General features: G+C 66.7%; 8 protein-coding genes. 7 read left to right on the top strand and 1 reads right to left on the bottom strand.

Annotated elements, in window-relative coordinates; all coding sequences use genetic code 11:
• Positions 1 to 1,242 (top strand): GMC family oxidoreductase (locus ACTHLF_RS07600; protein WP_440326261.1); only part of this gene is annotated, 1,242 nt, incomplete at its 5' end.
• Positions 1,243 to 1,449: 207 nt separating this feature from the next.
• Positions 1,450 to 2,850, top strand: coding sequence for a TIGR03013 family XrtA/PEP-CTERM system glycosyltransferase (locus ACTHLF_RS07595; RefSeq protein WP_440326259.1), 1,401 nt, complete (start codon positions 1,450 to 1,452; stop codon positions 2,848 to 2,850).
• Positions 2,851 to 2,853: 3 nt separating this feature from the next.
• Here the strand turns inward: ACTHLF_RS07595 and ACTHLF_RS07590 are convergent, their stop codons facing one another.
• The gene (locus ACTHLF_RS07590; protein ID WP_440326257.1) at positions 2,854 to 3,165 is read right to left on the bottom strand and encodes a hypothetical protein; all 312 of its coding nucleotides are present in this window, start codon (positions 3,163 to 3,165) and stop codon (positions 2,854 to 2,856) included.
• A gap of 180 nt (positions 3,166 to 3,345) precedes the next feature.
• On the opposite strand from ACTHLF_RS07590, the gene ACTHLF_RS07585 reads away from it, so the two are divergent.
• From ACTHLF_RS07585 to ACTHLF_RS07565, 5 genes are all read left to right on the top strand, one after another.
• Positions 3,346 to 4,386 carry a hypothetical protein gene (locus ACTHLF_RS07585; protein WP_440326255.1) on the top strand — a complete coding sequence of 347 codons (1,041 nt, stop codon included), beginning with the start codon at positions 3,346 to 3,348 and terminating at the stop codon, positions 4,384 to 4,386.
• A gap of 334 nt (positions 4,387 to 4,720) precedes the next feature.
• Positions 4,721 to 6,853, top strand: a complete 2,133-nt coding sequence (locus ACTHLF_RS07580) for a hypothetical protein (protein ID WP_440326253.1) — start codon at positions 4,721 to 4,723, stop codon at positions 6,851 to 6,853.
• 76 nt (positions 6,854 to 6,929) lie between these two features.
• Positions 6,930 to 9,806: an Ig-like domain-containing protein gene (locus ACTHLF_RS07575; protein ID WP_440326252.1), complete on the top strand. Its 2,877-nt coding sequence runs from the start codon at positions 6,930 to 6,932 to the stop codon at positions 9,804 to 9,806.
• A 394-nt stretch (positions 9,807 to 10,200) separates the two neighbouring features.
• Positions 10,201 to 17,049, top strand: a complete 6,849-nt coding sequence (locus tag ACTHLF_RS07570) for an amino acid adenylation domain-containing protein (protein WP_440326250.1) — start codon at positions 10,201 to 10,203, stop codon at positions 17,047 to 17,049.
• The coding region (locus ACTHLF_RS07565) for a non-ribosomal peptide synthetase (RefSeq protein ID WP_440326248.1) at positions 17,046 to 20,373 on the top strand (3,328 nt) is incomplete at its 3' end. The genes ACTHLF_RS07570 and ACTHLF_RS07565, both read left to right, overlap by 4 nt.

Below are 20,373 nucleotides of genomic sequence, written 5' to 3'. Positions count from 1 at the left end.
CAGCGCAAGCCGCTCGATCTCGATCCGGAAGCGCTGGTAAACCTGCTGTTCGCGCGGAGCCCGATCCTGTTTGGCGAGGCATACCGCGATGAACTGCGCGCCGCGCCGAACATCACCGTGCTGCTGCACGCCAACCTGATGGAACTCGAGGCCAACGCCTCGGCGACGGCCGTGGTGCGTGCAAGGCTCGGGGCCCTCACCGGGCGCCGCGGCCATGTGAGCGCACGGCACTTCGTCCTCGCCGCCGGCGGCATCGAGAACGCACGTCTTCTCCTGCTCTCCGACAGCGTCGCACCGTGCGGCCTCGGCAACGACCGCGACCTGGTCGGGCGCTATTTCATGGACCACCCGCGCGGCACGATCGGCAGCGTCCGCTCAGAAACCCCCGATCGGCTAACCCGGCCCTACGAGCGCGCCATCGGCAAGGTCCGCCTGCCCGTCTCAGCCGAGATCGGCCTGGCGAACGCGGCTCAGCGCCACCACCGTGTTCTCAACGGCCGCGTCCACCCCTTTGCCGTGGAAGGCGCCCTGCCCAAGGGCATCCGGGCGTTGCGCAATGTCCGCGCGGCCCTGCGCCCGCCGAGCCGCGACGAAGCGACGTTGCTGGAGGCGCGCCTCTCCGCCGCCATGAGCAACGGCCCCACGGCGGCAGCGGTAGCAGTGCCGCCGAACCTCGCGCTCAGCGCGGTGAGCCTCGGCCTGCACATCGGTGACGTCATCCGTGCCGTCGCCCAGAAAGCCGCCGACAAGCCCACGGTGAGAAGTGAGCGTGTCGAACTCGTCGGCTTCTTCGAGCAGGCACCGAACCGCGATTCACGTGTCACGCTCGGCAACACCCGCGATGCCCTGGGCCTGCGCCGGGTCAACATCGACTGGCGGCTCACCGAGCTTGACCGCTACACCTATCGCACGCTTACCTCACGGTCCGGCAAGCCGCTGGCGGACGCCTGCGGGGGCACGTTCGAAGCCGCCCACTGGGCTACCGATGCCTCGGCCGAGCCGGAAGTCTTCGGCACGGCGCACCACATGGGCACGACGCGCATGTCGGCTGACCCGGCCACCGGTGTCGTCGATACCGACGGTACCGTGCACGGCATGCATAACCTGCATGTCGCCGGCAGTTCGGTGTTTCCCACCAGTGGCTGGGCGTTCCCCACCTTCACCCTGATCGCGCTCAGCCTGCGCCTGGCCGACCACCTGCGCGTGCTGTTGGCTGCGTACGAAGGCAGCGGCCTGGGTTGATCCCGTAAACCCCGTGATACACGCCTCGCAGCACCTCGCTGCGAGGCGTTGCCGTGCCCGGAAAACTCGCGCGCACTGATACACGCGTGTTACATCCATTCGGCCTAGCCGTCGCGCAAACCACAAGTGCAATCGACACGCCCGTGGGCCGCGCCTAGCCTTCAGCGCATCAGCACGCAGACGCTGCGTGTACCAAGGGGGTTGCTGATGTTCCGTCTTTTCCGACAGCCGATCGTTCGCTGGCTGACGCTGCTCGGCGTGGTGGAGCTGCTCCTGCTGGCGCTCTCGCTGAACCTCGCGACCTGGATCCGCTTCGCCCCCTCGCCCGAGGACCTGCAGGCATCAAGCAACACGGTCATCGCACGTGCGGTGATGTTCGCCGTGGTGATCTTCCTGGGCATGGCCGCACTCGGCGAGTACCGCGGCAACCTGCGCATGAGCTGGCGCGGGCAGCTAGCCCGCCACGCCATTGCCTTCGTCCTTGGTGGCCTGGCGCTGATCGTCGGCTATTACGTGATCCCGCAGGCCTACGTCGGCCGTGGCGTGCTGGGCATGGCGCTGGTGTTCGGCTTCCTCGTGACGGCCGCCTTCCGTGGTCTGTTCATGCGCCTCGTGGAGATGGACGCACTGAAGCGTCGCGTGCTCATCCTCGGTGCCGGCGAGCGCGCCGCGCAGATCCACACGCGCATGCGCCGCCGTTCCGACCGCCGCGGATTTTTCCTCGTCGGCTACGTACCGGGCCCGAGCGATACCGCGCGCGTGCCGGAGCCGCTGCTGATGCCGCGCGATGTCCCGCTCGCCGAACTGGCGCGGCGCGAACGGATCAGTGAAATCGTCGTAGGCGTGGACGACCGCCGCGGCTCGCTGCCGATGGACGACCTGCTCGCCTGCCGCCAGCTGGGCGTGCAGATCACCGACCTCACCACCTTCGTCGAGCGCGAAGCCGGCCGCGTGCAGCTGACGATGCTCGATCCGTCATGGCTGGTCTTCTCTGGAGGATTCAACGCCACCCCGTTCGCCCTGTTCGCCAAGCGAACCTTCGACATCCTCGCCGCCTGCGCGATCGCCCTGCTCTGCTGGCCGCTGATGCTCGGCGTGGCGCTGGCCATCCGGGTGGAATCGGGGCGCGGCCAGCCGATCTTCTACCGCCAGGAGCGCGTGGGCGAACACGGCCGTACGTTCTGGCTGTACAAGTTCCGCAGCATGCGCACCGATGCCGAGATGGATGGCGTCGCGCGCTGGGCCAAGGCCAACGACGATCGCGTGACCCGCGTGGGCAAGATCTGCCGCAAGCTGCGCTTCGATGAGCTGCCGCAGCTGTGGAACGTGCTACGCGGCGACATGAGCATCGTGGGCCCACGCCCGGAGCGTCCGCAGTTCGTGTCGGACCTGGAAGGCAAGATCCGCTATTACGGCCTGCGCCACAGCATCAAGCCGGGCCTCGCCGGCTGGGCGCAGCTCTGCTACTCGTATGGGGCCTCGGAAGAGGATGCCGCCGAGAAGCTCAAGTACGACCTGTTCTACGTGAAGAACCACAGCCTGTTCCTCGACCTGGTGATCCTGATCGAGACCGTCGAAGTGGTGATCTTTGGCCGTGGGGCGCGCTGAGCCTCAGCGCGGTGCGTGGGATGAGCGGACGTGCCGCGTCCGCAGCGGCGAGCTGTACCAGTCGACGACGCTACCGCCTTCGAACCGCACCCAGGAAGGACCATATTCCCAGCGATCCGCGCTACGCAGCGTTGGCTCGCCCTCGATAGCCGTGACCTCGTTATCCTTCATGCCGATGGCCAGGCTCGCGGCATCCGCCGCCGGCGCCACCACGTCTGCCACCACCTCCGGCACGCCCTCGACGGAAGGATCCACCCGATCCGGATCCGGCACGAGCGCCCATACGCCCAGGCCCACGACCACCAACCCCGCCACAAGCAACCACCGCCTTTCTGATGTGGGAGCGCGCTTGCGCGCGATAGGCGAAGCAGAAGACTCAACAGATGCCGCACCCCTGTTAACCGCGACGTTCGCCTGTGACCCCCCGCTAGCGCGCGCACGCGCGCTCCCACAAGAGCTGGCGGGTTTGGGAGGGGGGGCGCCGGGGAGGCGGCCGTGCTGGCGGTGGAAATCCATCGCGGCGGAGTATTGCGCCATCAGTCTTTGCAGGCGCCGTGCGGCGAGCGCATCGGCGCGTTCGCCGCGGCTGCGGCGGTCGGGGTGCCACGCGGAGACGTGCCGGCGGTATGCCTGCTTGAATTCCGCGAGCGAGCAATCCGGCTCGAGCCGGAGCTTGCCGTACAGGTCGATGAAGTCGGTTTCGTCAGCCAGCATGCCAGGCTCCCCGGGTTGGTGCGCCGTGGTCTCCATGCCCAGCGCACCGCACTGCGGAGCGTGGCGCAGTGCATGGATCGTGACAAGTACAACTTTTGGAGGAGTGCCGTGCGCAAGCGCCTGCAAGCTTTTGGCTTTTTCTTCGTCGCCCTGAGCACACCCCTGGCCATGGCCGCCGGCCCCAGCCTGGGCGCGCACGTGTTCCTTGGCCAGGGCGAAGGCCTCGGCACCAACCCGGCGGTGACGCCAGCGATGGATACGGCGCCGTCCGGGAGCGTCCTGGTGGCGTTCAATGCCGGCTATGCGAGTAACCAGGGCGCTCCGGAGGACACCTACCAGAATCGCTGGAAGGGGCTCGGCGGTACCGAGGTCTATGCCGACTACGGTGATCGTTTCGACGTCAGGGCATACGTCGCCGTGGATGCCAGGGGCGGCAACGGGCATGCCCTGAGTATCGCGAAGCCGGGCGAGCCCAAAGGCGAAATCTCCGTACCTTTCGTAGAGGTTCGCGGCGCAAGCCGCGTGCAGGCTTTCGCGCATAGCTACGCCGACCCCGCCCTGGTGGTCGCCAGCAAGTCCATCACCGTCGATGGCCCCGCGACGCTCTTGGCGTTCTGGTGGGGCGGCGGCGGGGTCAAGCAGATGACCGCCACGCCAGGGGATGGATTCACACTGATCGATAGCTTCCTGCAGTTACCGGACGAGAGTGGCGTGCAAGGCGCCGTCGCGTGGAGACAGGTAGACGCTGCAGGAACCTACCAGGTGCATTGGACAGCGGCACCTGTGCAAGGCGCCGCGCTCTGGATCATGGCGATCCGCTAGCGCCCGTTATCGAAATCGGACAGCGCGTTTCGAATCCAGACAGCAGGAATGGCGCTACTGCGCCATTTGCTCTCGCGCCCACGAAATCATAACGAAACGGGTGTCCGATTCCGGACGCTCGCGCCTACAACGAAGTGCATATTCTCTTTATTTTTCATTGGCCTATAGTCGGGCCCTCGGTATCCCCGGGCCGCCTGGCATGAGCTAACGGACGGCATGGAAGCAAGGACGCGCTGGAGCACAGGATGTGCGCGTACGGATCGCAGCCCTCAAAGGAAGCGGCCACCCGGCCCGGGCGATATCGACCTGCCAAACCCACGCATGGAGGCACCCCATGGCCACGAAAGCCCGCGGGCCGCGCGCTCGCACGTCCACCCGCCCCCCCACCAAAAGCAAGGCACGCCGGCGCGTAGCGCGAGCGGTCACAGCGCGAGCCGCGACTTACAACGTCAGGCTCGACGGAAAGAACCGGAGCCTGCTTCGAACGTTCGCCTATTCAACGCCCGCGACAGCCCAGGCGCAGGCGGCTCCGCTCGTCATCGAGCCGCCTACCATCGATCCCAATGCGTTGGCCACTCCGCCCAGCTCCGGCGAACCCGACAACCTGATCCTTTCGTCGTACAGGGACAAACCGATCGATATCCTCTGGGGCGGCTTTGGCAGCGCCTTCTCGGGCGACGTCATTACCTTTCTGTTCCAGGGCACCGAGTTCGACCGAATTGTTGTCGGGGACAGCGACGTGCCGCCTTATATCGGAAGCTTGCCCGGCCCACATAACGAGGGCTTCTATACCCTGATGGTCCATTACGAGGGCGCCGGCGGCGCGGGCGACTACAGCGCGCCCATTCCGATCCAGTTCGACTTCACTCCCCCGGGGAACGCCGGCGTACTGGCAGCGCTGCTCTTCGATCCCGCGGATGACATCGAGGGCACCGGCATCACCCGCGCCAAGCTGCGCGACGACGGAACAGGCCGGCTCTACCTGTGGGCCGAAGTGCCCAGCTACAGCGGCCGCGCGGAAGACGACCTGGTGCACATCTTCTGTAACGGCGAGGAAGATAGCCGCGTCGGCAAAGCGAATGTCATCGGCGACCATATCGAAGTGCAGATCTCGGAAGCATTCCTGGACAGAGTGGGCGACACGCCCCAAGCCAGCTTCACCTATCAGCTCGAAGACCGCGCGGGAAACCTGTCGCGGCCCTCGCTGCCGGTCACCGTGGCGCTCCAGTTGCGCGGCATTGCGACGCTCCAGCCTCCTGCCGTCCCTGCCTATGACGATGACCCGACGGATCCGCTCATCGATGAGGCCGACGCGCGAGGCACAGGCGGCGTGGGCTTTGTCATCGCCGTACCGTGGAACGATGAATTCGTCTCCGGGGACCAACTAGTCGTATCGCTGGACGGCGAAAGCGCGGGCCTCGTGCCCGTGGGCCCCACAGGCGAGGTAACGAATATTCCTTTCCCTTACCCAGGCAGTCTTGCGGTTTGGCTCGCCGGCTCGTCTGGCAACGATAGCCGTGTCGCCGCAGACGTGACATACACGGTGTACCGCGGAAGTGCCAGCCTGGGGACATCGCCACCTCACGCCGTGGAATTGAACCTCTACGCCAAGGCGATTGATCCCGACCCGCTGGATCCCGTCAACCAGCGGCTGCAGGCCCCGACCGTGCGCTCGGCGTCGGGCATGCTGGATGAAATTCCGGTCGATGATTTCGGCGACGACGCTACGATCCTGATTGAGAAGGTGACCGACGATACGTATCCGCCACAAGGCGATGCGTTCGAGGAAGGTGACACGCTGCTGGTCTACTACGGCACCCAACCGCCCATCCGCTTCGTCGTCACCGGGTTCGGCGACGATGCCGATCCGGTGGAAGTGCCGTTGGGTGGGGACGTGATCGAGGCCGAAGGCAGTGGTGACTCCATTCCCGTCTGGTACGAAGTGGAACACGAACTGGCGGACGGTGGGACGAACCGGAACCTTTCCCCTACCAAGTCCATCGTAGTGCGCGGAACGGATACGCAACCGGGTCGCGGGCACCTCGATGCCGGCTCGTTCCCCGACCAGAACGCGCAGGGTTTCATTCCCGAAAAGCCATACCACTACTCCAGCACGCGGTTCCTCATTCCAAACTATGAAAACCGTGATGCCAGTGACGCCATCGCTATCAACGTAGAGCTGTACTACGGTGACACCGACCAGCCGGGCGAGGTGCCTTACGACCCCGCGAAATATGGTGGACGCGAAACGATCAGCGCGGGGCTCGATTCTCCGATCGTCTTTAACGTCCCTGCGAGCTGGTTCAACATTTACGGAAACCCGGACGGCCTGGTGGCCCGTGTGCATCTCCATGCCACATACACCGTGACACAGAAGACGGGCGACACCACGCCTGTCACTTCTGACGTCGCGACGGTAAAGGTCGATGGACGCTTCTCGAGCGGGGCCGCGACGTCCGGAGCATGAGCAAGAGGCGCCCGTGGCCAGGCAGGTCGCGGGCGCCGCACTGAAGTCACAAGGACACCATCACCAAGGACCGGCCATGAAACCCCAGCTCCTCTCCGACACCTTCGTCTCGTCCGCTTACCTGCGCAGGCGTGCACGCCGCGCCGCGCTCCTGCAGCCAGGCGTTGCCTACCCCGGCCACCAACCCACCGGCAACGGCATCCAGGCACTCATCGCACCTGAAGTGCAAAACACCTATAACAACGGCCTCGGTCGCGACAAGTTGCTCGGCGACTTCGCGATGATCGACATCCTCATCCCGGCCTGGGATTTCCAGCAGGCCGATGACAAGATCGTGCTGCACTGGGGCACGTTCTTCTCGCAGACCTTCAATTTCAGTGGCACGCCCGGCGCGCAGCTCATTCGCGTCGCTGGCAGCGATCTCGCCGGCGATCCTGTGCCTGGCAGCGATCGCTTCACCGGCGATGGCACCCACCAGGTCTGGTACGAGCTCATTACCGCCGGTGCTACCCCTTACTCCGACGCCGTCGACATCACCGTCAAATGCGCGCGTCCTGGCGGTATCGATCCACGACCGGATACGCCCAATCTCAACGAGAACCTGCGCCCGGCCACGTGCACGCCGAACCCCATCGATGAGTCGGCCATCCTGGCCACCTTCACGATCCCGCCCTGGGACAACATGGAGCGGGACGACACGCTCAGCCTGTACGTCGCCGGCCGGTCGTCCCCCGGCAAGGCCATCGTCGTCGGGCGGCCGCAGGAGATCGAGCTCAGCACCGCCGAACTGCGTAACTGGATCACGCCCGGGCCCGCCGTACCGGTGACCTACGAGATCATCGACCGGGTCGGCAACCGCTCGCGCTTCGCGCCTTACCTCGACCTGGACATGTGGCTGCCGAAGGAGCCGCAGCTGGAAGCGCCGGCCTTCTGCGATGCGAACGGCCACGAGCTGCCCGGCCCGCTGGATCCGGGCATGGGCACACTGCTCGTGCGCGTACCGCGTTACCTGGGTTGGGTCGCCGGCGAGCACGTCACCGTCAACCTCGTCAGCTACGACGCCGACCATAAACGCGATGCGCGCGACATGCCGCCGAAGACCTGGCAAGCCACCGACTATTACCTCGATGTCCGGGTACCCGACGACGTGCTGCCTCCCCTAGGCGGCGGCACGCTGCTCGCCGGCTACACCACCACCCGCGACGATCGTCCCGGCACCTCCGTCGCTTCGTACCTGCGCCAGATCCAGGTCATCGAGGGGCCGGTATCGAAGCTGCCGGCGGTCAGCCTGCCCCAGGAAAAGGACGGCAAGCTCATCCTTCCCGAGAACCCCGGCGACGTGGTCGACATCACCGTGCCCGACAGCGTCGCGCTGGTGGAATACGCGCGCGTCACCCTGCGCATGAGCGGTGCGGCCTCGAAGACCCAGAGCCGCGATATCGCCCAGGGCGACGGCCACAAGCCGCTGACCTTCCACTGGACCCGCGCCGACCTGGCCCCGGCGATCGACGCCAGCGTGACCTTCACCTATACCATCGAGGTCCGCGGCAGGACCGAGGTCTACGAGTCCGAGCCGCACACCGTGCGCGTGCTTGCCGAGGATGTGGTCGATCCGCCGGACCCCGAACTGCTCCCCGCCCCGCGCATCCCCGGCCGCGTCGGCGGCGTGCTGCCCCAGACGCTACCGGAAATGGACGTAACCGTGCCAATCGGCGAAGCCAGTGAGAAGGACGCGCTGGTCACCGTGATCGCCAACGGCTCGACCACCGAACGCCGGACGACCCGCCTGTTCGGGCGGGAGGAAGCCACGGTGCAGTTTGATGGCTGGCCGGCGAAGAATGATGGTCTGGTCGCGGTTGTGTCGTATGAGGTCCAGCCACCGGCAGGCGCCTTGCGCACGTCCGAGAAAACCGCCTTCCTGGTGGGAGATCCCATCCGTCTACCCACGCCGACCTTTAAGGAGCTCGTCGGCGATGTGCTTGACGTGAGCAACACCGCCACGCTCCACGTCGACCCTTGGCCATCGATGGCTGTGGGGCAAAAGGTTTGGTGCACGGTGAACGGCGAAGACACCAATGGCCGGCCCACGACAACGACGTTATGGACCAGCGCCGCCGTCATCGCGCGCGAGCTCAGGGACGGTTGCAACAAGGTCGTATCCGAAGCCTGGTTGAAAGCGCTGAAGGACGGTTCGGACATTACCATCGCGTTTTCCGTAACGTTCGATCAGTCAGATATCAAAGATAACGCGGTTGTTTTCCCGGTCAAACCGTATCGCATCAAGAATCTGGCGGACTTCGTGCTGGATCAAAGCGAAATGAAGCTGGAGGTCGGCGGGACCGGCACTCGTACACCAACCGGAGGGCAACCTCCGTACAGATACACCTCGAGCAGCGCTGACGTCGCTACCGTCAACAGCAGCGGCACCGTCACGGCCGTCAAAGCGGGGACCGCCGGGATCACAGTGCGCGACTCGGCGACGCCGCAGAATAGCGGCGTCTACACTGTGGGCGTCGTGTTTTCCAGAACCGATGACTTTGAGGACCAGCAAAGCGGCAAGAAGATTGCGATAGGCGAAACCTGGCCTGTTCGATCGATGAGTATCACGAACTTGCGCGGACCATCGCAATTCGATGCTTTCAGGCAGCTTCCTCCCTACGCCGTCGGAATCTACCTATCGCTTAATCTGGCCGGGCACCACGTTGTCTTCACACCGCACACCGTCGCGCGGAGAATCGCTTTCGGGACTATTGCCGATATCGTGGGAAGTCCCAAAAGCTTGACGTTGATAGCTTATTCGCATCTCGCCGAAGTAGGGCGGGAAACCTTTACCCTCACCGGCAAAGGCATGGTCGGCAGGTGGATCTCGTTCTCTACGGCGGTGCCGTTCGATCGGGTCGAATTGATTACTTCCGACGGATGGTTTGGGGTAGACAATCTCGAGTTCAATTGAGCGTTCCTCCTACACAGTCGCGGCGCGCACGCGCCATGGCTTGCAGGACTTCGAGGGAAATCGCCGGCGATGCTTCGCAAAGGCCCAATCGGCACACCAAAGGCCCTGCACCCACGGGGCCTTCTCGTCGACTATCGGCCAAACGCCTACCCCCGGCTAGCGCGCTGGTTGTATAGGCCGCCCCTCGCGCCAGGGCTATAAATGATTCCGCGAGCGCAGGCTATTGGAGGCCTGCGGAGTACACGGGGGATCGCATGAAAGCCGACGGGATGGTGGGGCGCGGAAGGTACCAGGGGAGCGGAATCGGGGCGGCGGCCAGCCAGGCTGGCGCTGCCCTGGGCGTCCTCGGCCTTTCGGCCTATGCCCTTGCGTCGGGTGGTCACCGGCGCGGGGTATGGGCATGAACAACGAGCTTCCCTTTGATGCATCCCTTGATCTGACGGTACAGGCGCGGTTTGCGCGTGTGGTGGCGGCGTGGCCGGAGCGGCTTGCTGTTGCATCTGACGACCTTTCGCTGACTTATGCGGAGCTGGATGCGCGGAGTGATGCGATTGCTTCCGGGCTGTGGCAGGCGGGGGTTGAGCCAGGGTCGTATGTCGCGTTGTTGATGGAGCGTTCGGCGTTGGCGCTGTCTGTGGTTATGGGGGTTTTGAAGGCTGGGGCGGCTTATCTGCCGATTGATGCTAGTTGGCCGGCGGAGAGGGTGGGGTTTGCTTTGCGGGATGCGGATGTGGCGGCGGTGGTGGCGGATGAGCCGACCACGGCTGTTACGGATGAGGTTCCGGTGTTTGGGATTGGGGAACTTGAGCGCGGGGCTTCGTCCCATCGCGCGCAAGCGCGCTCCCACAACAGCATTGGCAACAGCCAGGGCAACGGCGCCGGGGATGATCTGGCGTATGCAATGTATACCTCGGGGTCGACTGGGACGCCCAAGGGCGTTGAGATCCGGCATAAGTCGATTCTTCGGCTGGTTTGTAAGTCGGATTACATTGATTTTGAGGCGCCGCGGGTTTTGCATGCGGCGCCGCTTGGGTTTGATGCTTCCACGCTGGAGATTTTCGGGCCGCTGTTGAATGGCGGTACCTGCGTGATTTACCAGCAGCGCGTGCCGACGGGCTGCGGCATCGCGCGGACCGTAAAGGCACATGGCGCCGAGGTAGCGTGGCTTACGGCTGCGTTGTTCAACGCGATCGTCGATGACGATGCCTCCAACCTCGCGGGGCTACGTTGCATCCTGACCGGTGGTGAGGCGCTTTCGGTGCCGCACGTGCGCAAGGCGCTCGCGGCGCTGCCGGCGACCACGCTGATGAACGGTTACGGCCCCACCGAGTGCACGACGTTTACGACGACCTATCGCATTCCGCATGAACTGCCGGAAGACCAGGGCGCGATCCCCATTGGCGCAGCTATCGGCGAGACGTCGCTGCATGTGTGGGATGAGCAGCGGCAGCCGGTGGCGGATGGTGAGATTGGCGAGCTCTATATCGGTGGAACCGGTGTGGCGCGTGGTTATCTCAACCGGCCGGAGCTGACGGCGGAGCGGTTTGTCGCTTCGGAGCATGGGACGTTGTATCGCACGGGGGATCTCGTGCGGTTTCTTCCGGATGGGAACCTTGCCTTTATCGGGCGTGCCGATGGGCAGGTGAAGATCCGTGGGTATCGGATTGAGACCGGGGAAGTTGAGTTTGCGTTGCGGGCGTTGCCGGGGATTGCTGCCGCTGCGGTGATTGCGCGGGAGGATCAGCCTGGGGATAAGCGGTTGGTGGCTTATTACGTCGAGGTGGATGGCACTACCGATCGCGCGCAAGCGCGCTCCCACAGGGATGCGCTCGCGCGCGTCCTTCCTGAGTACATGGTGCCTACCGCGTGGGTGCGGATGGAGGCACTGCCGATCAATGTGAATGGCAAGCTGGATCGCAAGGCGTTGCCTGCGCCGGATCGTGCCCGGCCGGAGCTGGCGGCGCCTTATGTGGCGGCGCGTGGTGCCACCGAGCTTGCCCTTTGCACCGTCTTCGCGGAAACCCTCGGCGTGGAACGCGTCGGCCGCGAAGACAACTTCTTTGACCTCGGCGGCAACTCCCTGCTGGCGACGCGCGCCATGTCGCGCATCCACGCGGAGTTGTCCGCCGTCCCTACCCTCGTGGGCTTCTTCGCGGAGCCGACACCGGCTGCGCTGGCGGCCACGATCGAGGGGCGCGCCACCCGGCAGGCGTTGGCGGGACGCCTGGCGAGTGGCGCGCCGGCGGGGGGAGAGCCGGTGGCGATCATCGCCATGGCCGGCCGCTTCCCCGGCGCGCCGGATGTGGAAACCTTCTGGGACAACCTGTGCGAAGGGCGTGAGTCGATCCGCTTCTTCTCGCCGGAGGAACTCGACCCCGCGGTCCCGGCGAGCGATCGCGAGGACCCGGGTTATGTGTTCGCCCGCGGCATCGTCGACAACGCCGGTGATTTCGACGCGCCGTTCTTCGGCATGTCCCCGCGCGAGGCCGAACTGACCGACCCGCAGCAGCGCCTGTTCATGGAGCTGTGCTGGGAGTGCATGGAGCGCGCCGGCTATGTACCCGATGGCCAGGACGCGCCGGTTGGCGTGTTCGGCGGCATGCACAACGCCACCTACTACCAGAAGCACATCAGCGGCCGTCCCGACCTGATCGAGAAGCTCGGTGCCTTCCAGGTCATGCTGGGCAACGAGAAGGACTACGTCGCCACCCGCGTGGCACACAAGCTCAATCTCACCGGCCCGGCGATCAGCGTCAACACGGCGTGCTCCACCTCGCTGGTGGCGATCGCCCAGGCCTTTGACGCGCTGCGCGCGGGCCGCTGCGACATGGCGCTGGCCGGCGGAGCATCCATCGCCTGCCCGCCGAACAGCGGTTACATCGCGCAGGAAGGCTCGATGCTCTCGCCGGACGGCCACACCCGCACGTTCGACCTGAACGCGCAGGGCACGGTCTTCAGCGATGGCGCCGCCGTGGTCCTGCTCAAGCGGCTCTCCGATGCGCTGCGCGATGGCGACCCGATCTACGCGACGATCCGCGGCGCGGCGATCAACAACGATGGCGCGGTGAAGGCCAGCTTCACCGCACCGAACGCCGCCGGCCAGGCCGCCGTGATCACCATGGCGCTGGATAACGCCGGCGTGCAGGCGCGTGACATCTCGTACGTGGAAGCCCACGGCACGGCCACGCCGCTGGGCGATCCGATCGAAATCGAGGGCCTCACCCAGGCCTTCCGCCAGACCACCGCCGACAACGCGTTCTGCGCGATCGGTTCGCTGAAGAGCAACGTCGGCCACCTGGTGATGGCCGCCGGCGCGGCCGGCGTCATCAAGACCGCGCTGGCAATGAGCGAACGCCGCCTGCCGCCGTCGCTGCACTACACGGCGCCGAACCCGCGGCTGAACCTCGCCCAGTCGCCCTTCGTGGTGAACGACACGCTGCGGCCGTGGCAGAGCGCCGGCCCGCTGCTCGCTGGCGTAAGCTCGTTCGGCGTGGGCGGCACCAATGCCCACGTGATCCTCGAGGAAGCCCCGGCGCGCACGCCCTCGGATGTCGCCACGGGTCCCCAGCTACTCACGATTTCCGCCCGCACCCCGGCCGCGCTGGCCGCCGCCGCGGCACGGCTCGCCGACCACCTCGCCATGCATCCGGACGGCAACCTGGCCGATACCGCGTTTAACCTCGCGAAGGGTCGCAATGCCTTTGGCCAGCGCACGCATGTCGTCGCGGTGTCGGCCACGGATGCCGAAGCCCGGCTGCGCGATATCGCCGCGGCGGCCATCTGCCACACCAGCAGCAACCCGGCGCCTGGCGTCGTGTTCCTGTTCCCCGGCCAGGGCTCGCAGTACGCGGGCATGGGCCGCGAACTCCATGCCACCGAGCCACTGTTCCGCGCGGCGATCGACGAGGTCGCCTGCGCGTTGCGCGACGAGCTCGGCTTCGACCTGCGCGAGCGCATGTTCGATGACGATGCCGATGCACTGAAGGCGACCGCCCTCACCCAGCCGGCAACCTTTGCGCTCGAGTACGCGCTGGCCCGCCGCTGGATGAGCCTGGGCGTGCAGCCGGTGGCCATGATCGGCCACAGCGTGGGCGAATTCACCGCCGCGGTCCTGGCCGGCGTGATGTCGCTCGGCGACGCCGCCCGCCTCGTCGCCCGCCGCGGCCGCCTCATGCAGGCGCTGCCCTCGGGTGCCATGCTTTCCGTTCGCCTGGGGGCCGCCGAACTGCGGGCGCGACTCCCGGGTGCTTTGTCTCTCGCAGCCGAGAACGCACCGAATGCCACGGTGGTTTCAGGCACGCATGCCGATGTCGACGCGTTCCGGATCGCGCTGGAGCACGAAGGCATCGCCTGCCGCCTGCTGCACACCTCGCACGCGTTCCACTCGACGATGATGGATCCGGTGCTGGATGCGTTCCGCGCCGAAGTCGACGGCATGGCGCTGCATGCGCCGCAACTCCCGATCATCTCCACCGCCACGGGCGCGCCGTTGAGCGACGCCGATGCCACCTCCGCGGCTTACTGGACCCGCCACCTGCGCGACACCGTCCGCTTCTCCCCCGCGCTGCTGCATGCGCTGGACGAGGCGACGCATGCGTTCGTCGAGGTGGGCCCGCGCAGCGCCCTGACCCAGCTGGGCCGGCAACACGCGCAGGCGCGTGGGCGCACGTTCATCGCCTCGCTGGGCGACAACGCGGGTGAGGAACGTGCCGCGCTGCTGGATGCCGCGGGTGCGCTCTGGGCCGCCGGCGTTCCTGTCGATGTGGATGCGTGCGACCACCGCGCCAACCGCCGCCGCGTGCGCTTGCCGACGTATGCGTTTGAACGGAAGCGGCATTGGGTGGAGGCGCGGCCCGCGGCTTCCGTTACTGCTATTGCGGCTGGGTTGCCGCTGCAAGCTGAGAGCGTGGCGCGAACGGCGTCGCCCACAGGGTGGGCTCCTACGCCTGTGGCGCCGCTTGCTGAGAATTCGCGGTTGTATGAATCCGAGCACGTTGAACCTTTGTCTACTTTGCTCCAGGCCCTGGAGGCCATGCCGATGCCCGCCGCTTCCGCCCGTCCGCAGCGTCTTGTGACTGAACTGGTTGCCTTGTTCGAGGATGTATCGGGCACGGAGCTCGAGGACATCGACCCGGGCGCCAACTTCGTTGAACTTGGCCTTGATTCGCTGTCACTCACCCAGGTGGCCTTGCAGCTGCAGAAGACCTACGCGCTGAAGATCACCTTCCGCGAACTGATGGATGGCTGTTCCTCGTTCGAGCGCCTCGCGGCGCATATCGATCGTCTCCTGCCGGCGGATACCGCGCCGGCGGCACCCGTGGCCGCGCCGGCGCCTGTCGCCGCACCGGCCATGGCGGCGGCACCGGTCGCGCCTATCGCGGCCGGTGGTGGGTTGATCCAGGACGTGATCGCGCAGCAGATGCAGATCATGCGGGACCAGCTGGCGTTGCTGTCGGGCGCTGCCGCCCCGGCGGTGATCTCTGCTCCGGCGCAGGGGGGCGGCTACACCGCTCCGCTGGCCGCCGGTGAGGCCGGCGGATCGCGCGCAAGCGGCGCTCCCACGACAGCCGCTGCGCCCGAGGCCCATGGCACCCCTGGGACACCTGGAACCCCTGTGGGAGCGCGTCTTGCGCGCGATCCGTCGGCGCAGCTGGCGGCCAACGCCAGCGGTGACGCCGAAGAAGCCGCACTGGCCCACACCACCTACGACGTCAAAAAGGCCTTCGGCGCCATCGCCCGCATCCACTCCGGCGGCACCGACCTCAGCAACCGCCAGCGCGCCCGCCTGGATGCCTTCATGCGCCGCTACATCGAGCGCACCAAGGCCTCCAAGGCCTACACCACCGAACACCGCGCCCACCTGGCCGACCCGCGCGTGGTCAACGGCTTCCGCCCGCTGCTCAAGGAAATCATCTACCAGATCGTGGTGGAACGCTCTAAGGGCCCGAAGGTGTGGGACCTGGATGGCAACGAATACGTCGATGCGTTGAACGGCTTCGGCATGAACCTGTTCGGCTGGCAGCCCGACTTCGTGCTCGATGCCGTACGCGAGCAGCTGGATGCCGGCTACGAGATCGGCCCGCAGCATCCGCTCGCGGGCACCGTGGCGAAGCAGGTCTGCGAACTTACCGGCTTCGACCGCGCTGCGCTGTGCAACACCGGCTCCGAAGCGGTGATGGGCTGCGTGCGCGTCGCCCGCACCGTCACCGGCCGCGACACCCTGGTGATCTTCACTGGCTCGTACCACGGCATCTTCGATGAAGTGATCGTGCGCGGAACGAAGAAGCTGAAGTCCGTGCCGGCCGCGCCGGGCATCCTGCGCAACACCTCCGAACACGTGCTGGTGCTCGACTACGGCACGCCCGAATCGCTGCAGATCATCCGCGAGCGTGCGCATGAAATCGCCGCGGTGCTGGTCGAACCCGTGCAGAGCCGCCGCCCGGATTTCCAGCCGGTGGAGTTCCTGCAGGAGCTGCGCGCGATCACCGAGGAAGCCGGCTCGCTGCTCATCTTCGACGAAGTGGTCACCGGTTTCCGTTCCCACCCGCGCGGCGCCCAGCACGTGCTCGGCATCGACGCGGACATGGCCTCATACGGCAAGGTCGTCGGCGGAGGCTTCCCGATTGGCGTCATCGCTGGCAAGCGGCGCTTCATGGATGCGCTGGATGGCGGCGACTGGCGCTTCGGGGATGCCTCGGTGCCGACGGTCGGCGTCACCTACTTCGCCGGCACTTTCGTGCGCCACCCGCTGGCCCTGGCCGCGGCGCACGCGGTGCTCACCCACCTGACGGCGAACGGCCCGGAACTCCAGGCCACGCTGAACAGCAAGGTGACCGCCATGGCGGACGAGATGAACGCCTTCTGCGCGAGCGTCGGCGCCCCGATCAAGGTGGTGCACTTCGCCTCGGTGTGGAAGACCACGTTCACCGAAGACCACCCGCTGCAGGACCTGCTGTTCGCGATGATGCGCAGCCGCGGCATCCACATCCTGGACAACTTCCCCTGCTTCTTCACCACTGCGCATCGCGAGGAAGATTTCGCCGCCATCGCGAGCGCGTTCCGCGAATCGATCCTTGAAATGCAGGAAGCGGAATTCCTGCCGCGCCAGCGCGAAGTAGCCAGCTTCGATCCGGACCAGCCGCCCATGCCGGGCGCCAGGCTGGGCAAGGATCCGGATGGCCAGCCCGCCTGGTTCGTTCCCAACCCGGATGCGCCGGGCAAGTACCTGAGGGTTACCGCATGACGCCCAACGAGCTGGCCGCCGCCACAGCGGTCGACTATGACCCGTTCGCCGGCGCGCCCGTCGCGCGCCTCGTGCCGACAACGGAACCGCAACGCGAGGTGTGGCTGGCATCCCGGCTGGAGCCGGAAGCCTCGCTGGCGTACAACGAAGCGGTAGCGATCAGCCTCAGGGGCTTGCTCGACGTGCCGGCCCTCGAGTGGGCGCTGCAGGCGATCGTGGATCGCCATGAGGCGCTGCGCTCGACCTTCAGCGGCGATGGTGAAAGCCTGTTCGTCGCCGAGCACGTCAACCTGCCGGTCGCATCGCACGACCTGAGCCTGCTGGCTCCGTTCGAAAGCGATGCGCGGCTGATGGCGGCCTACTCACGGATCGTCACGACGCCGTTCGACCTGGAACACGGCCCGCTGGTCCGCGCCGAGCTCTTCCGGCTCACCGCGGATCGCCACATCCTGACCATCGCCGCGCACCACATCGTGTGCGACGGCTGGTCGTTCGGCGTGATCGTCCGCGACCTCGCCATGCTTTACGCGCAGCGCACCGGCCAGGGCCCCGGCCCGGCCCCCGCGCACGCGTTCTCGAACTTCGCGTTGGCCGAGGCCACGCACGCTGGTACGGGAACGGCACGGGAAGACGAACAGTACTGGCTGGCCCGCTTTGCCGGCACGGCACCAGCACTGGACCTCCCCACCGACCGCTCGCGTCCGCGCCGCCGTACGTTCACCTCACGGCGCGAAGACCGCACGCTGGATGCCACCGAGGTCGCCGCCATCAAGCGCCTCGGTGCATCCCACGGCGCCAGCCTGTATGCCACCCTGCTCACCGGTTTCGCCCTGCTGCTGCGCCGCGTGGCGGGCCAGGACGATGTCGTCATCGGCATCCCCACCGCGGGCCAGGCCGCCGAAGGCCTGGATACGCTGGTCGGCCACGCCGTCAACGTGCTGCCCCTGCGCGCGCGCATCGATGATGCCGCCAGCTTCGGCAGCACGCTCGGCACCGTGCGCAACGACCTGCTCGATGCGTTCGAACACCAGCGCTACACGCTGGGCAGCCTCCTCCCCAAGCTGTCCATGGCGCGCGACCCGTCGCGCTTGCCGCTGGTCAGCGTGCTGTTCAACCTCGATGCCGTGCTCGACGAAAGCACGGTGACCTTCCCGGGCCTGCGCTTCAGCGTCGATGCGGTCCCGCGCGAATACGAGAACTTCGAACTCTTCATCAACGCCGTGCAGGTCGATGGCGCGCTGCGCCTGGAGTGCCAGTACAACGCCGACCTGTTCGAGGGCGCCACGATCCAGGGCTGGCTCGATGCCTATGCCACCCTGCTGCGCGAAGCAGGCCGTGAACCCACGGAAGCGGTGGCGAAGCTGCCGCTGGTCTCCGATGCGGTGTATCGCGAACTGGCCGCGTTGCAGCCGGCGCCCACGCCGTTCCCGGAACTGCGCCTGGCCCACGAGTTCTTCGAGCAGCAGGTCGATCGCGCGCCCGAGCGCGCCGCCGTACGTTATGGCGACCGCTCGCTCAGCTACGCCGCGCTGGAATCGCGTGCCAACCGCATTGCCAACAGCCTGCGCGAACGTGGCATCGGCCATGGCGCGCTCGTCGGCATCTCGCTCGCCCGTGGCCTGGACATGGTGGCCGCCGTCCTCGGCGTGATGAAGTCCGGCGCCGGTTACGTGCCGCTCGATCCCGCCTTCCCTGCCGACCGCCTCGCCTTCATGGCCGAGGATGCCGCGCTGGCCGCGCTGGTCGTCGATGACGACACGCCGCTGTCCTTCGCCTTCGATGCGGAGCGCGTGCTCGCGCTCAACAGCGATGAAGTGAAGCTCGCGTCCGTCGATCGGCCGGAGCGCAACCGCAAGGCCGCCACGCCTGATTCCGTCGCCTACGTGATCTTCACCTCCGGCTCCACCGGCCGGCCGAAGGGCGTGCGCGTGCCGCACCGCTCCGCCGCCAACTTCCTCACCAGCATGCAGCGCGTGCCGGGCATCGCACCGGATGACCGCCTGGTCGCGGTGACGACGCTTTCGTTCGACATCGCGTTCATGGAGCTGATGCTGCCGCTCACCAGCGGCGCCGAGATCGTGGTCGCGGGCCGCGATGACGTGCGCGATGGCGCGCAGTTGCGCCGCCTGATCGAAGAATGCGATGCCACCATGATGCAGGCCACCCCGGCCGGCTGGCGCCTGCTGGTAGATGCCGGCTGGCATGGCCGCCCGGCGTTCCGTTCGGTCTCCGGCGGCGAGCCGCTGCCGGTCGACCTGGCCGAGGCGCTGCTGGATCGCTGCGGCGAGGTGTGGAACGGCTACGGCCCCACCGAGACCACGGTGTATTCCACCTACTGGCGGGTTTCCGATCCGCGCGAAGGCATCTACATCGGCCGCCCGATCGCGAACACCACCGTGCACATCCTGGATGAGCAGGGCCAGCACTGCCCGCTCGGCGTACCGGGTGAGATCCATATCGGCGGGGCGGGCGTCACCCTGGGTTACCTGGAGCGCCCCGACCTGACGGCCGAGCGCTTCCTCGCCGACCCATGGTCGGAGACCCCCGATTCGCGCATGTACAAGACCGGCGACCGTGGCCGCTGGCTGGCCAACGGCATGCTCGAGCACCTGGGCCGTTTGGACTTCCAGGTGAAGGTGCGCGGCTACCGCATCGAGCCGGGCGAGATCGAATGCGTGCTCACCGATATCGCCGAAGTAGCGCGCGCGGTGGTGATCGCGCGCGAAGACCGCCCGGGCGATGTGCGCCTGGTCGCCTACGTCGTAGGCAAGGACGGCACGGCGCTGGACGAGGACATGCTGCGTGGCCGCCTGCGCGCCCGCCTGCCGGACTACATGGTGCCGCAGCACATCATGCTGCTCGATGCGATCCCGCTGCTGCCCAACGGCAAGACCGACCGCAAGGCGCTGCCGGCGCCCATGGCGCATTCCCTCGCGGAAGCTGGTGAACGCATCGCCCCGCGCAACGATGACGAACGCCGCGTGGCCGCCGCGATGGAAGCGGTGCTGTGCCTGCCCGACCTCGACGTTCGCGATGATTTCTTCGCGCTGGGCGGCCACTCTCTGCTGGCGGCGCAGCTCACCGCGCGGCTGAACCGCGAGTTCGGCATCACCCTTTCGTTCCGCACGCTGTTCGATGCCCCGACGATCGAGCAACTGGCAGCCGCCATCGGCTCGCAGGTGGCCAGCGGCAGCACGCCGGCCGCGGAGCCGATCGTGCACCGCGCGGATACCGCGCAAGACCACGCCCCGCTGTCGCTGATGCAGCGTCGCCTCTGGGCGCTGGAACGGATGCACCCGGGCCGCGTCACGTACAACGCCCCCT

Source organism: Luteibacter sp., assembly GCF_051958795.1.
GTDB lineage: Bacteria > Pseudomonadota > Gammaproteobacteria > Xanthomonadales > Rhodanobacteraceae > Luteibacter.
This window is presented reverse-complemented; position numbering and strand designations above follow the sequence as displayed.